Raw genomic sequence first — 13,722 nt, forward strand, 5'->3', positions numbered from 1 at the left:
GCCGCTACCAGTTCTACTATAAGAGTCGGCGACCACGTAGCATCCGGTGCCCGGCTGATTGTTGAAGATCATCGCCGCGCTACCATCTTGCGCAGCCAATCCCGAAACAACAGCCGCAACGGCTACCGAAGCCACTTTACTGACGGACTTACCACGTCCCTTCGCATTCTCCTGCACCGCCATCCACGTCCCAGTGGATTCATTCCAAACCGACCGATAAGCCTTATTCATCGCACAATCCTAAATATCTCGGAATAACCTTTGCAGCTAGAAAAGACGCAAAAACATCCCGCGGCGCCGAGTAATCGGAGCCATTAGCCAAAGAAAAAAATGGACACTTCAGACCGGCCTCGGGACACGAAAACTCGTGAACCACTGTCGCGTGTCAATCGGCCGAAGCCGGGAGGTGGGACAGGAGAAATTTGAGAAGAGAGAGAATCTGCCCAGCCCATCTACCGCGAGATGAACTTTATGGGACACGCTCTTAAGGGAATATCGGACAACTCCGAATAGGCTTTTGTAAGCTTCGGACGAAGGCAGGAGAAGTAGGACAAAAGGCGCATTGGCATTCGCCGACAGCCCGTAATGGCACGGCTTACGTCAGCCACCGGCGCGAGCGCCCGCACCGTCGCTCGGCCAGAAACGCTGTGGCACATCGACGTCAAAACAGCAATTGAAATTTAATTGAAAGGTCAATCAGGCAGGCGAATAAACGCCTTGACGTTCGTCAACCTGAATATGGAGAAATCAGAGGAACTTCTGACGGGCGTCAGAAAACGCTAAAGCAGATTTGCCAGCTTATATAGCGTTTTCCGACGGCAATTGGGAACAACAAAAATTGACTTAAAACGGTTTGATAACCACTAACGCCACAGCCGCAAGCATTCCGAGCACGGGAAGCTCATTGAACATTCGATACCATTTATGCGAGCGACGGTTTTCACCGCGTTCGAAGGTTTTTAGCAGCACGCCGCAATACGCGTGATAGATCACCAGCAGCACGACCACGCCGAGCTTCGCATGAAGCCAGCCTTGCCCGCTGCCGATGCCGACCGCGAGCCACAACCAGAGCCCGCAAGCCAACGCCGGCACGGCGATAAGCGTCATGAACCGGAACAGCTTGCGCGCCATGATGAGCAATCGCGCAATCGCCACCGGCTCAGTCTCCATCGCGAGGTTCACAAAGATTCGCGGTAAATAAAAAAGCCCCGCGAACCATGCAGCGATCAATACGATGTGAAACGTTTTGATCCAGAGCATCGACAGTCCTTGTTCTGCGTTTGAAGTCGATTAATCAAGCCAACAAACTCATTGACGTCCTTCGCCGTGCCCAAGCACCACATACTTCAGCGAAGTCAGGCCCTCCAGCCCCACGGGACCGCGCGCGTGCAGCTTGTCGTTAGAAATGCCGATCTCCGCGCCGAGGCCAAACTCGAAGCCATCGGCAAAACGCGTCGAGGCATTCACCATCACGCTCGCCGAATCGACTTCGCGCAGAAAGCGCATGGCGCGGTCGTGGTCTTCGGTCACGATGGCATCGGTGTGAGCCGAGCCGTAGGTATTGATGTGCTCGATCGCTTCATCGAGACCCTCGACGATCTTGACCGCGAGAACCGGTGCGAGATACTCGGTACTCCAGTCTTCTTCTGTCGCATCGACCAACGGCGCGACACCTGTGGCCTCGAGCACCGCACGCGCGGCACGATCCACGCGTAACTCGACCTCTTTCTCGCGATAGAGCTTGCCAAGCCGCGGCAAGATCGCCGGTGCGATGTCGCGCGCGACCAGCAGTGTCTCCATCGTGTTGCATGTGCCGTAGCGATGCGTCTTCGCGTTGTCGCAGACGTTCATCGCCTTCGCGAGATCCGCGCGATCGTCGACATACACGTGGCAAATGCCGTCGAGATGCTTGATCATCGGCACGCGCGCCTCTTCCATCAGCCGCGCAATCAGGCTCTTGCCGCCGCGCGGCACGATCACGTCGACGTAATCGGTCATCGTGATCAGCTTGCCCACCGCGGCGCGGTCCGGCGTCTCGACGACCTGCACCGCTTCCTGCGGCAAGCCCGCGGCGTCGAGCCCTTCGCCGATCAGCTTCGCGAGCGCCGTGTTGCATTCGAGCGCTTCGGATCCGCCACGCAGGATGGTCGCGTTGCCCGACTTCAAACACAGCGCCGCCGCATCGATCGTCACGTTCGGCCGCGATTCGTAGATGATGCCGATCACGCCCAGCGGCACACGCATCTGTCCAACCTGGATGCCGCTCGGCCGGTACTTGAGGTTGCTGATCTCGCCGATCGGATCCGGCAGCGCGGCCACCTGGCGCAAGCCCTCGACCATCGTTTTCAGCGCCTTGTCCGACAGCGTCAGCCGATCGACAAATGCCGCGTCTTGTCCTTTTTCGCGGGCGCGTGCGACGTCGCGTGCATTTGCGTTCCTGAGCGACGCCGCATCGCGTTCGATCGCACACGCGATCGATTCGAGCGCGGCGTTCTTCGCCGCCGTCGACGCCCGCGCCATCGCGCGCGACGCCTTGCGCGCGCGGCGACCGAGGTCGGTCATGTACTGGTCGATATCCATGGTGAAGTCTCTTCGTGCCGCGCCGCCTCGAGATCGAAGTGCGCGGATGCTGTCAGTTAGCGAACGTTGGAGTGATTGTAAGTCGGCAGCGGCGTTGCGAGCGGGCAGCAGCTCGGTCGGCGCGGCCACGAACAGCGGCCGCGGACCGCCGTGGATCGGCGCTCAGCGACCGCGTTACCGCGTCTACCGCCGACGCCGCGCAAGTCATTACCGCCGGAACGCCTACCACGACCGCCGCTCGAAACCGGCGCCCGGCGACGGTCTCCCGCCCGGCGCAATCCGCGGCGCCGCGCTGGCCGGCCGGGCACTTTTGTCCGCTGCCGCCGGCGTCGCAGCGACCGTCATTGCCAGCTCGAACAGCCCCGCCCACGGATCAGGCGGCGGGTCGCCGGCGCGACGCCGTCCCGGCGTACTGCCCGACAGCCCCTTCACCTGCCGGTCGAGCTTCGCGGCGAGGCCCAGCGCCTTTTCCAGCGCGCTTTCGGTGACGCGCGACAGCGCCGGCCCGACCAGTCTTTCGCGCGGCCCCCAGACCCGGTTTTCGCGCAGCAGCATCGCGAGCGGCTTGCCCGCCGCGACGCCACGTTTGATGCGCAGCAGCGTCCGTATCTCCTCGACGACCGCCCACAGCACGAGCACCGCCGCCTCGCCCTCGCCGCGCAGGCCATCGAGCATCCGCGACAGTCGTGCCACATCGCCTGCAAGCATCGCCTCGTTGAGCTTGAACACGTCATACCGCGCGACGTTCAAAACCGCATCGTGGATCTGCTCGAACGTGAGCACACCGGCCGGATACAGCAGCCCGAGCTTCTGGATCTCCTGATGCGCAGCGAGAAGATTCCCTTCGACACGCTCCGCCATGAATTGCAGCGCGCGCCGACCTTCGTCGCCGGGCGTCACACGCTGCTGCTGGAGCGCAAGCCGTTGCCCGATCCAGTTCGGCAACTGCGCGCGTTCGACGGGATCGATCTTCAGCGCCACGCCGGCATCGGCAAGCGCCGTGAACCAGCCGGCCTTCTGCGTCGCCGCATCGAGACGCGGCAGCGTGACAAGCGTCAGCACGTCAGGGTTAGCCGCGCCGGCAAGCGTCTTCAACGCTTCGGCGCCTTCCTTGCCGGGCTTGCCCGTCGGAATGCGCAGCTCGACCAGTTGCCGGTCGCCGAACAGCGACATCGACTGACTCGCTCCCAACAGCGAACTCCAATCGAAACCGCGCTCGACCGTGAACACGTTGCGGTCCGTAAAACCCGCTGCGCGCGCTGCCGCGCGAATCCGGTCGGTCGCCTCCTGCGCGAGCAGATGCTCGTCGCCGTACACGACGTACAGGCCGGCGAGCCCTTTCGCCAGATGCGGTTCAAGCGCGTCAAGTCGCAGTTGCATGGTCAGATTCAGCGTTAAGCGAGGACGAAACCGGTCAAAGCGGCGGCGGCGGCAGCGGCGCGCGCGGCACGACCGCCGGCACGCCCTGCCCCGGCGCCGGATGCAGCGACTTCACGATCGCCAGACGCCGCCACAATTGATCGACCGCGTCGTTACGCATGTCCGCGTACAGAATGTCGGCTTCCGCGGCTTTCGACTGCGAGAACTGATCGCTATATGTCATCGCGCGATTCAACGAAATCACGCTCGACGGAATCAACACGGTGCCGTCCGATCCGACCAGCGTGTAATTGATCGAGTACGTCAACGCATATTCCTCGACCACACCGAGCGAATTCAGCGTCAGCACGCTATTGCCGAGCGACTCCGTCACGCGAAGAACCGCGTCCGCATTGACCGGCGAATTGACGACGACGGTGTCGCTGCCGCCCTGAACGATGCGCGTGAGACGCGCGGCGAACGCCGGCGGCGCGCCGGCGATAGCGAGACGCTTGAACGCGTAGTCCGACTGGCCGCGTAGCTGGAAGCCACACGCGGACAGCATCGCTACGCTGCACACTAGCGTCAGAAACGATCTGCGAGTCACTTTGGCTCCTGGTTCGCAGTTAATTCTTGGCATACGTCGAAAGGCGACGTCGGGCGCCACAGGCGGCGGGTTGCCTGCGCCGCGCTCGCGCTTGCTGCGATCACGCGACGATATTGACGAGCCGGCCCGGCACGATCACCACCTTCTTCGCCGGCCGCCCTTCGCTGAACTTCGCGAACATCTCGTGCGCGAGCGCCGCCTGTTCGATCGTTTCGCGCGGCGAGTCCCTGGCGACCATCAGCGCGCCGCGCACCTTGCCGTTTACCTGCAGCACGAGTTCGATCTCGGCCTGCTCGAGCGCTTTTTCGTCGACCTTCGGCCACGGTGCATCGAGCAACGCGCCGAACTCGTCCGCGTAGCCGAGCTCCTGCCACAGCTGAAACGTGAGGTGCGGCACCACCGGATACAGCACACGAAGCAGGATGCCGTACGTCTCGCGCAGCACGGCCGCCTGCGCATTGCGCGCGCCTTCGATCGCGTTGAGCATCTTCATCGCGGCCGAGACGACGGTGTTGTATTGCAGCCGTTGATAGTCGAAATCGGCCTGCTTCAGCACGCTGTGAATCTCGCGGCGCACGGTTTTCTCGGTGTCCGCCAGTTGCGATGCGTCGAACGATGCGCGCTCGCGCAGCGCCGCGTGATTCGCATGCGCAAACGTCCATACCCGGCGCAGAAAGCGGCTCGCGCCTTCGACACCCGCGCCCGACCACTCGAGTTGCTGTTCGGGCGGCGCCGCGAACATCGTGAACAGACGCGCGGTATCGGCGCCGTATTGATCGATGAGCACTTGCGGGTCGACGCCGTTGTTCTTCGACTTCGACATCTTCTCGACGCCGCCGAGCTCGACCGGCTGGCCGTCCGCATTGAGCGTCGCGCCGACCGGACGCCCCTTGTCGTCGTGCGCGACGGTCACGTCGGCCGGGTTGTACCACGTCTTCTTGCCGGACCTGTCTTCGCGATAGAACGTCTCGTTGAGCACCATGCCTTGCGTGAGCAGGTTCTTGGCGGGCTCGCCGAACTTGACGATGCCGAGGTCGCGCGACACCTTCGCCCAGAAACGCGAATACAGCAGGTGAAGAATCGCGTGCTCGATGCCGCCGATGTACTGGTCCATCGGCATCCAGTAGTCGGTGCGCGCGTCGACCATCGTCTTCGCGTCCGGTGCCGCATAGCGGTAGAAGTACCACGCGGAATCGACGAACGTGTCCATCGTGTCCGTTTCGCGCTTTGCGGCGCCGCCGCACTTCGGGCACGCGCAGTTGACGAACGCTTCGGACTTCGCAAGCGGATTGCCCGTGCCGTCCGGCACGAGGTCCTCGGGCAGCACGACCGGCAGATCCTGCTCGGGCACCGGCACATCGCCGCACGTCGGGCAGTGGATGATCGGGATCGGCGTGCCCCAATAGCGCTGACGCGAAATACCCCAGTCGCGCAGACGATACGTAATCTGCTTGTCACCGACGCCAAGCGCTTTCAGATCTTCCGCGATCGCATCGACGGCCTGCGAATAGTTGAGGCCGTCGTATTTGCCGCTGTTGATCAGCGTGCCGTTTTCCTTGTCGCCGTACCACTCTTGCCACGCGTCGGTTGAAAAGCTCTGGCCTTCGACTGCCACCACCTGCTTCACCGGAATGCCGTACTTCTTCACGAACGCGAAGTCGCGCTCGTCGTGAGCCGGCACGCCCATCACCGCGCCTTCGCCGTAGCTCATCAGCACGTAGTTGCCGATCCAGACTTCGACCTTTTCGTGCGTAAGCGGATGCGTGACGTAAAAGCCCGTCGCCATGCCTTTCTTTTCCATCGTCGCCATGTCGGCTTCGGCGACGCCGCCATGCTTGCATTCGTCGATGAACGCCTGCAGTTCGGGCCTGCCCTGCGCGAGGCGCGTGGCAAGCGGATGCTCGGCGGCGATCGCGGCGAACGTGACGCCCATGATCGTGTCGGCGCGCGTGGTGAACACGCGCAGCAGCTTCTGCTCGCCGTCGAGCTCATACGGGAAGCCGAAGTTCACGCCGAAACTCTTGCCGATCCAGTTCTGCTGCATGACCTTCACGCGCTCGGGCCAGCCGAGGCCTTCGAGGTCGTTCAGCAGCTCGTCCGCGTACTGCGTGATCCGCATGTAGTACATCGGAATTTCGCGCTTCTCGACGACGGCGCCGGAACGCCAGCCCTTGCCGTCGATGACCTGCTCGTTCGCGAGCACCGTCTGATCGACCGGGTCCCAGTTCACCGTGCCGGTTTTCTTGTACGCGATGCCCTTCTCGAGCATCTTCAGGAACAGCCACTGGTTCCACTTGTAGTAGTCGGGCTTGCAGGTCGTGACCTCGCGCGACCAGTCGATCGCCAGACCCATCGACTGCATCTGCCCCTTCATGTAGGCGATGTTGTCGTAGGTCCACTTCGCCGGCGGCACGTTGTTCGCCATCGCGGCGTTTTCCGCCGGCATGCCGAACGCGTCCCAACCCATCGGCATCAGCGTGTTGTAGCCGTTCATCCGCAGATAGCGGTACATCACGTCGTTGATCGTGTAGTTGCGCACGTGCCCCATATGCAGCTTGCCCGACGGATACGGCAGCATCGACACGCAGTAGAACTTGGGCTTATCGGCGGTTTCCGTCGTCTTATACGCGTCGGTTGCGCGCCATTGGGCTTGTGCGGCGGATTCGACGTCGGAGGGGATGTACTTTTCGTGCATGTTTGGGTGGTGTCGCTGGGTCGGTCCGCAGGCACTGGGCCGGTGCTCGGGATGGGTCAGATGTCGTCGGGTCCCCGGGTTTTGGGGAAAGTGCTGATTATACCGTTCGGTGGGGAGTCGCCGGGCCCTGCGGGCGGTTTGCACGGGGCGCGACTGGTAAGAGGCGCCTGCGCCCTATGCCGCGTCACCGCATCCTGGACGCGCGAAGACCCGACAGCCTGGTTTGGTTTTTTACCCGCTTTAAGCCGTTATTCAATTTCCTTTCTCAAAAGATTCCTAACTTTAAACGGTATCGAGTCTTAAACGGCACCGCAGCTTTTCGCCCAGAAATAGGACGATTTAAGAATCCTCTGATGCTTATCTCAATAACCGATCTCTAGAATTTTCCTTGTTGCGCTGACTGTCCCGCAGGACAGAACCACGAAAAGCTTGTGAATTCGAGCATTTTATTTCGCAGCAGGGAGCGCACTGCTTGGGTCTTTTTTTAGATTATTTTGGGATCGAGTGATGAATCGCGCTTACCGTATCGTCTGGAACGCAGTTACCGCAACTTGGAATGTCGCCTCTGAACTGACTAAAGGCTGCCGTGCATCGAAAGCCCGGTCAGCCAAGACTTCCGCGGCAGTGGGAGCGGTAGCTCTTGGGATTGTTGCTGCAGGTAGTACCGTAATAACCAATTCCTTCGCAGCGGCACCGGCGAACTCATATGCGGTCGGCATTCTCGATCTGACCGGTGGCAAGCAGTCGTGCTTTTCGAGTGCCGCACCGGGCGCAATTGATACCTCGACTTCTGATTGCAATTCCGGCGCCGGTTCGACGCAGGCCGGAATCGTTGCATACGACTCGAACGGCGCATGGGGTTCGTACCTTACGTTGTCTGACTCGTCCAGCGTGAGAATCGGCGCCGGCAATACAGATAAGCTGGTGATCCGGACTACCGGAATTGACGCATACGATCAATTGCGAATGAATGGCAAGGGCATTACCGGGTTGAATTCAGGGCAGATTTCCGCCACGAGCAAGGACGCGATCAACGGTTCGCAGTTGTACGGCGAAGCGAACAGCGTTGCGGCGGCGCTGGGCGGCGGCGCGGCGGTGAACACGGACGGCACGATCAAAGCGCCGACGTACACGGTGCAAGGCCAGACGAAGAGCGACGCAGGCTCGGCGCTAGCTGCGATCGACACGGCGACGACCGGCAACACGACGTCGATCACGAACCTGACGAACAACATCAACAACGGGGCGGTGGGTCTGGTCCAGCAGGACGCGACGAGCAAGGCGATCACGGTGGCGAAGGCGACCACCGGCACGACGGTGGACTTCACCGGCACGGCGGGTACACGTCAGCTGAAAGGCGTGGCGGCGGGCAAGGCCGACACCGATGCGGTGAACCTGTCGCAGCTCAAGGCAGCGGGCCTGAACGTGGACACGTCGGGCAACGTCTCGAATGCATTCGTCGCCTACGACGACGCCACGAAGGGCAAGGTCACGCTGGCAGGCGGCACGGCCGGCACGACCATCACGAACGTGAAGGCCGGCGCGCTGGGCGCATCGAGCACGGACGCAGTGAACGGCTCGCAGTTGTTCGCCACGAACCAGGCCGTCGCTCAAAACACCAGCGACATCACCACGTTGAACTCGAAGATCGCCAACATCAACGGTTCGCTGACAGACGCGGTTGCGTACGACTCGTCAACACACGACAAGATCACGCTCAACGGCGCCAACGGCACGACCATCACGAACCTGAAGGCCGGCGCAGTCAGCGCCACCAGCACCGACGCGGTGAACGGCTCGCAACTCTACAGCGTCGGCAACTCGATCGCTGACGCAATCGGCGGCGGCTCGACGGTCAACGCGGACGGCACGATCTCCGCGCCGAGCTATACGGTTGATGGCATGACGGTTCACAACTTCGGCGACGCGATCACCAACATCGACGAGCGCACCACGATCAACTCGACGGCGATCAGCAACATCAACGACTCGTTGAGCAACATCACGAACAACGGCGCGGGCATCAAGTACTTCCACGCCAACTCGGTTCTCGCCGACTCGCAGGCAATCGGCATGGACGCAGTTGCAATCGGCGGCAACGCCCATGCACAGGCGGACAACGCGGTGGCTCTCGGCGCGCACTCGGTAGCAGATCGTGCAAACACGGTATCGGTGGGCGCCGCCGGCGCGGAACGCCAGATCACGAATGTCGCAGCCGGCACAACCGATACCGACGCCGTCAATCTCGGCCAGCTCAAAGCGGCAGGCCTGATCAACACCGACGGCTCCGCAAACGCCGCCACCACGTACGACCACAACGCGGACGGCTCCATCAACTACAACAGCATCACGATGGGCGACAACGTTGCAGGCGGTACGACGATCCACAACGTAGCGGCCGGCACCGACAGCATGGACGCGGTCAACGTGAGCCAGATGAACGCTGCGATCGCCAACGTGACGAACATCGCCAGCAATTCGTCGAACCCGCTGTTCACGGCGAACGGCAGCCGCGAAACCGAAGCTGCGGTCGCAAGCGGTAACCATGCCACCGCAATGGGCGCGAACGCCAAGGCATCAGCGGATAACTCCGTCGCCCTCGGTGCGAACTCAGTGGCTGATCGTGCAAACACCGTCTCGGTCGGCGCAGCCGGCAGCGAGCGCCAGATTGCCAACGTCGCGGCAGGCACCGAAGCCACCGACGCGGTGAACGTGGAGCAGATGAACGAAACGGTGAACAACGCGATCGGCACCATGCCGGCCGGCATGACCGCGAAGGACTACACCGATTCGCGCATCAACTCGGTCCAGAACTCGGTGAACCAGGTAGCGAAGAACTCGTATGCCGGTATCGCGGCGGCGATGGCGATGCCGAACCTGACGCCGTCACAGCCGGGCAAGACGGTCGTCGCAGCAGGTAGCGGCGTGTACAAGAGCGGAGCGGCGGCAGCGGTAGGCGTGACGCACCGTTCGCGTAACGGCAAGTGGCTGACCAACGGCGCCTTGTCCGTGACGTCGACGGGTGACGCAGGTGCACGAGTGCAGGTTGGCTACGAGTTCTAAGCGGAGCCCGAGACGTTCGGCCGTACTCGAGTATCAAGTGGCGCAGGTTTAAGCGCGGTTGGCTGATAGCAGCCATCCGCGCTTTTTTGTTGGTGTTCCGCTGCGGGTCTTGTCGCCAGATTTGAGTCGGCCGTAGCGACGTACTCGAAAACGACCCGCGCCTGGGCGCTACGGATGATCGGCCGCCGGATTATCCGCACTGCGCCGATCTTTCGCGGCCGCCGGCGGCTCAGTCACAAACCCGATCCGCTCCAACCCCGCCTGCTGCGCCGCGCCCATCACCTGCGCGATCACCTCATACTGCGTGGTCCTTGCCGCGCGCAAGTGAATCTCCGGCTGGTCCTTCTGCTTTCCTGCTTCGTTAAACCGCTCGCGCATCTGGTCGAGCGTAACTGGCTTGTCATCCCAATAGATCTTGCCCGCCGCATCAATGGAAAGCGTCACGGTTTGCGGCGTCTCCCGCGCCTCCGACGCGCTCACGCGCGGCAAATCCAGTCTGATCGCATGGGTGAACAGTGGCGCCGTGATGATGAAGATCACCAGCAGCACCAGCATCACGTCGATCAGCGGCGTCATGTTGATGTCCGCCATCGGCGCCGCTGTCTTGTGCTTGTCGAGTCCGCCGAATGCCATGTCGTGGTTCTCCGCGTGGTTGCGGGATTGCGCCGATGTCCGGAATTGAGTTACCGGTGCGCCGCCGTGCTGCGGCGCGTCGCATGCTCCGCCGCATCACGCGGCCGTTCCGCTGGCGCACAAACATATGTGTGAAGATCATGAGCAAATCCGTCGAGTTCCTCCGACAGTTGCCGCACGAGCCGCCCCAGCACGTTATACGCAAGCACCGCCGGAATCGCGACAACCAGCCCGAACGCAGTCATGATCAGCGCCTCGCCCACCGGCCCGGCGACATTCTCGATCATCGCCTGCCCGCTCTCCGCAATGCTGCCGAGCGCGTGATAAATGCCCCACACGGTGCCCAGCAAGCCGACAAACGGTGCCGTGCTGCCCACCGACGCCAGCAGCACCTGCCCAAATTCGAGCCGCCGCTGCGACCGGCTAAGCGCCTCGCGCAGCGCCCGCAGCACACGCTCGCTGCGCTCGACGCGCGCCAGCATCGCGCCCGGCGTTTCGATTTCCGACGCGCGCAGCGCCGCTTCGGCAAGCGGCGTAAAGATGCGCTCGCTGTCCGTGCGCCGCAGCGCGGCAACCCCTTCGGATAACGTAGACGTCTGCCAGAAAATGGCGATCGCGCGCGGCGCTTGCCGCTTCGCGCGCCCGAGCATCCAGCCTTTGACGAGCAGAAAACACCAGCTGGCAATCGACATCGCCGCCAGCACGTAGGCGACGCCATGCGTGATCGCGTCGCTGGTTTGCAGGTAGTGGAGAATGCCGGGGCTTGCCATCTGACCTCGCTATTCAAGAACGCGCGCTTACCGCGGTATGGCGATACGATGTTGCCGCGTCACTGCATTAGCGCAGCCCGAGCACGTCCTGCATATCGTACAGACCGCGCTCGCGCCCCGCGAGAAAGCGCACCGCGCGCAGCGCCCCTTGCGCATACGACAACCGGCTCGCCGATTTGTGCGTAATTTCGATGCGCTCACCGGTGCCCGCAAACAGCACGGTATGGTCGCCGACAATATCGCCGCCGCGAATCGCCGAAAAACCTATCGTCGATGGATCGCGCTCACCGGTCACGCCATGCCGACCATACACCGCGCAATCGTCGAGCGTGCGGCCGAGCGCATCGGCGATCGTTTCACCCATCATCAACGCGGTGCCGGACGGCGCGTCGACCTTATGACGATGATGCGCCTCGATAATCTCGATGTCGTAGCCTTGCGCGAAATGGCGCGCGGCGAATTCGAGCAGCTTCAGCGTGACATTGACGCCCACGCTCATGTTCGACGAAAACACGATGCCGGTCTTCTCGGCCGCCGCACGCAGTTGCGCTTTTTGCGGCTCATCGAAACCGGTCGTGCCGATAACGAGCTTCACGTTGTGACGCGTCGCCGCGTCGACATGCGCGATCGTCCCTTCGGGACGCGTGAAGTCGATCAGAAAATCCGACTTCGCGAGCACGCCGTCGATATCGTCCGACAACACGACGCCCGTCTGCTTGCCGAGGAATGTGCCCGCGTCCTGACCCAATTGCGGCGTACCGGTGCGATCGAGCGCGCCCGAAAGCGTCATGTCAGATTCGTTGAGAACGGTTTCGATGAGCATGCGGCCCATACGGCCCGATGCGCCGGCAATGGCAATGTTCATGGCTGACTCGGTAACGTGTCTCGCGACGTGACGCGGCATGGGATCTGACAGCCGCGCCGCTGCATGTTCGGCAATACGGGAACGGACCGCTAAATGGACCGCGGAAAGCGGACCACACACGCCGGACCCTGCAAGGCGGACCAGAAAAGGCGCCGCCCGTTCCCGACAATCAGATAATCACGACGCCGGCTGCGATTGCGGCTGCGCCGGCGTCTGCGGATTGCTGCTCTGCGGACCGGTCGGCCCGACTGGGTTGTCCTGCGGCACGCCCTGAATTTGCGGCGGCGGCGGACGCTGGAAGTGGAACTGCGGCTGCCCCGGCGCCGTCGCCCCTTGCGGCACGCCACCGTTCGACTGCGGCGTACCCGCGCGCACCGATGGCGTCGTACCGGGAGCCGGCGCCGGCACCGCGTTGGTCAGCCGGTTCGCTGCCTGTGCCGCCTGCGCGTTCGGGTCTTCTGCCGGCAAGCTGCCTGCCTGCGCCGCTTCGGCGGTGGGTGAAAGCACCGTGTCCGGCGATGGCGTAGCAGGCGGCTGCGAAGCCGCCGCAACGCCCGCGGCCGAGGCCGCAACGGAAGCCGCCGCGGCCGGCGCGCTCGCTGCGCTTGCCGCAACCGCTGTCACGCGCTTCTTCTTGCCCGACTTATCGCCGTCGATATCGGCGAGCAGCTCGAGATTCGACGGCAGATCTTCGCCGCCCGACCAGCTCGCCACGCGGTCGTTCGCAAAAATCACGATGAAATCGCGCTGCTGGACGATCGACGTCGAGCCGCGCTTGAAATAGAACAGGTAGTCCCAGCGGTCCGCGTGGAACATATCTGTGAGCAACGGCGTGCCGAGCAACTGACGCACTTGCGCGCGCGACATGCCGACCTGCATTTGCGCGGCGGCTTCTTTCGACACGAAATTGCCTTGCACGACAGTAATGCGGTACGGCGTAATGCTCTGCGCGATTTTCTGCGTCACGCTATCGTATGTGGAACACCCGGCAACCAGCGCTACGGCCGCCGCGGCCAGCAAGGTACTCCGCATGCGGCTCCCCCGGTAGAACAATACAGATTTTGGAATCATTTCCCTCACCGTGCGGGCTCTGTCTGCCATGAAAATCAGAGCCATGTATCAGAGCGATGTATCAACGCCATGCATCAAA

Annotated in this window: 10 protein-coding genes and 2 pseudogenes; 2 read left to right on the forward strand and 10 right to left on the reverse strand. The window is 62.5% G+C overall.

Annotated elements, in window-relative coordinates; translation table 11 throughout:
* Positions 1–105 precede the first annotated feature (105 nt).
* The 6 genes and pseudogenes from BTO02_RS35640 to leuS all read right to left on the reverse strand — a co-directional run.
* Positions 106–231 (reverse strand): annotated as a pseudogene (locus BTO02_RS35640) (ESPR domain-containing protein); the annotation flags it as partial.
* Positions 232–843: 612 nt separating this feature from the next.
* Entirely contained in the window at positions 844–1,260 is a 417-nt protein-coding gene (locus BTO02_RS17860) for a CopD family protein (RefSeq protein WP_075158150.1), read from the reverse strand.
* Positions 1,261–1,308: 48 nt separating this feature from the next.
* Positions 1,309–2,580: a glutamate-5-semialdehyde dehydrogenase gene (locus BTO02_RS17865; protein WP_075158151.1), complete on the reverse strand. Its 1,272-nt coding sequence runs from the start codon at positions 2,578–2,580 to the stop codon at positions 1,309–1,311.
* 222 nt (positions 2,581–2,802) lie between these two features.
* A complete protein-coding gene (gene holA / locus BTO02_RS17870) occupies positions 2,803–3,960 on the reverse strand; it encodes a DNA polymerase III subunit delta (protein ID WP_075158152.1) in 1,158 nt (385 codons plus the stop codon).
* Between the two features lie 34 nt (positions 3,961–3,994).
* Positions 3,995–4,546 (reverse strand): LPS-assembly lipoprotein LptE, encoded by a 552-nt coding sequence (locus tag BTO02_RS17875; RefSeq protein ID WP_075158153.1) that lies wholly within the window; start codon positions 4,544–4,546, stop codon positions 3,995–3,997.
* Positions 4,547–4,646: 100 nt separating this feature from the next.
* Positions 4,647–7,241, reverse strand: a complete 2,595-nt coding sequence (gene leuS / locus BTO02_RS17880) for a leucine--tRNA ligase (protein ID WP_075158154.1) — start codon at positions 7,239–7,241, stop codon at positions 4,647–4,649.
* A 507-nt stretch (positions 7,242–7,748) separates the two neighbouring features.
* Between leuS and BTO02_RS35645 the strand changes: the two are divergent.
* Together BTO02_RS35645 and BTO02_RS17885 are read left to right on the forward strand one after the other, a co-directional pair.
* Positions 7,749–7,883 (forward strand): annotated as a pseudogene (locus BTO02_RS35645) (ESPR domain-containing protein); the annotation flags it as partial.
* A gap of 324 nt (positions 7,884–8,207) precedes the next feature.
* On the forward strand, positions 8,208–10,304 hold the full coding sequence (locus BTO02_RS17885; RefSeq protein WP_442953461.1) for a YadA family autotransporter adhesin: 2,097 nt from the start codon (positions 8,208–8,210) through the stop codon (positions 10,302–10,304).
* Between the two features lie 168 nt (positions 10,305–10,472).
* Here BTO02_RS17885 and BTO02_RS17890 read toward each other — a convergent pair whose 3' ends face one another.
* From BTO02_RS17890 to bamE, 4 genes are all read right to left on the reverse strand, one after another.
* Positions 10,473–10,937 carry an ExbD/TolR family protein gene (locus BTO02_RS17890; RefSeq protein ID WP_075158156.1) on the reverse strand — a complete coding sequence of 155 codons (465 nt, stop codon included), beginning with the start codon at positions 10,935–10,937 and terminating at the stop codon, positions 10,473–10,475.
* A gap of 50 nt (positions 10,938–10,987) precedes the next feature.
* Positions 10,988–11,707 carry a MotA/TolQ/ExbB proton channel family protein gene (locus tag BTO02_RS17895; protein WP_075158157.1) on the reverse strand — a complete coding sequence of 240 codons (720 nt, stop codon included), beginning with the start codon at positions 11,705–11,707 and terminating at the stop codon, positions 10,988–10,990.
* 67 nt (positions 11,708–11,774) lie between these two features.
* The gene (gene dapB / locus BTO02_RS17900; protein ID WP_075158158.1) at positions 11,775–12,572 is read right to left on the reverse strand and encodes a 4-hydroxy-tetrahydrodipicolinate reductase; all 798 of its coding nucleotides are present in this window, start codon (positions 12,570–12,572) and stop codon (positions 11,775–11,777) included.
* A gap of 177 nt (positions 12,573–12,749) precedes the next feature.
* Positions 12,750–13,604: an outer membrane protein assembly factor BamE gene (bamE, locus tag BTO02_RS17905; RefSeq protein WP_075158159.1), complete on the reverse strand. Its 855-nt coding sequence runs from the start codon at positions 13,602–13,604 to the stop codon at positions 12,750–12,752.
* Positions 13,605–13,722 lie beyond the last annotated feature (118 nt).

The organism is Paraburkholderia sp. SOS3 (genome assembly GCF_001922345.1).
Lineage (GTDB): Bacteria > Pseudomonadota > Gammaproteobacteria > Burkholderiales > Burkholderiaceae > Paraburkholderia.

Excerpts from the sequence above, each read along its gene's own strand:
- leuS (WP_075158154.1), bottom strand. The coding sequence starts at position 7,241 with ATGCACGAAAAGTACATCCCCTCCGACGTCGAATCCGCCGCACAAGCC.
- BTO02_RS17860 (WP_075158150.1), bottom strand. The coding sequence starts at position 1,260 with ATGCTCTGGATCAAAACGTTTCACATCGTATTGATCGCTGCATGGTTC.
- BTO02_RS17885 (WP_442953461.1), top strand. The coding sequence starts at position 8,208 with ATGAATGGCAAGGGCATTACCGGGTTGAATTCAGGGCAGATTTCCGCC.
- BTO02_RS17895 (WP_075158157.1), bottom strand. The coding sequence starts at position 11,707 with ATGGCAAGCCCCGGCATTCTCCACTACCTGCAAACCAGCGACGCGATC.
- BTO02_RS17865 (WP_075158151.1), bottom strand. The coding sequence starts at position 2,580 with ATGGATATCGACCAGTACATGACCGACCTCGGTCGCCGCGCGCGCAAG.
- dapB (WP_075158158.1), bottom strand. The coding sequence starts at position 12,572 with ATGAACATTGCCATTGCCGGCGCATCGGGCCGTATGGGCCGCATGCTC.
- BTO02_RS17890 (WP_075158156.1), bottom strand. The coding sequence starts at position 10,937 with ATGGCATTCGGCGGACTCGACAAGCACAAGACAGCGGCGCCGATGGCG.
- bamE (WP_075158159.1), bottom strand. The coding sequence starts at position 13,604 with ATGCGGAGTACCTTGCTGGCCGCGGCGGCCGTAGCGCTGGTTGCCGGG.
- holA (WP_075158152.1), bottom strand. The coding sequence starts at position 3,960 with ATGCAACTGCGACTTGACGCGCTTGAACCGCATCTGGCGAAAGGGCTC.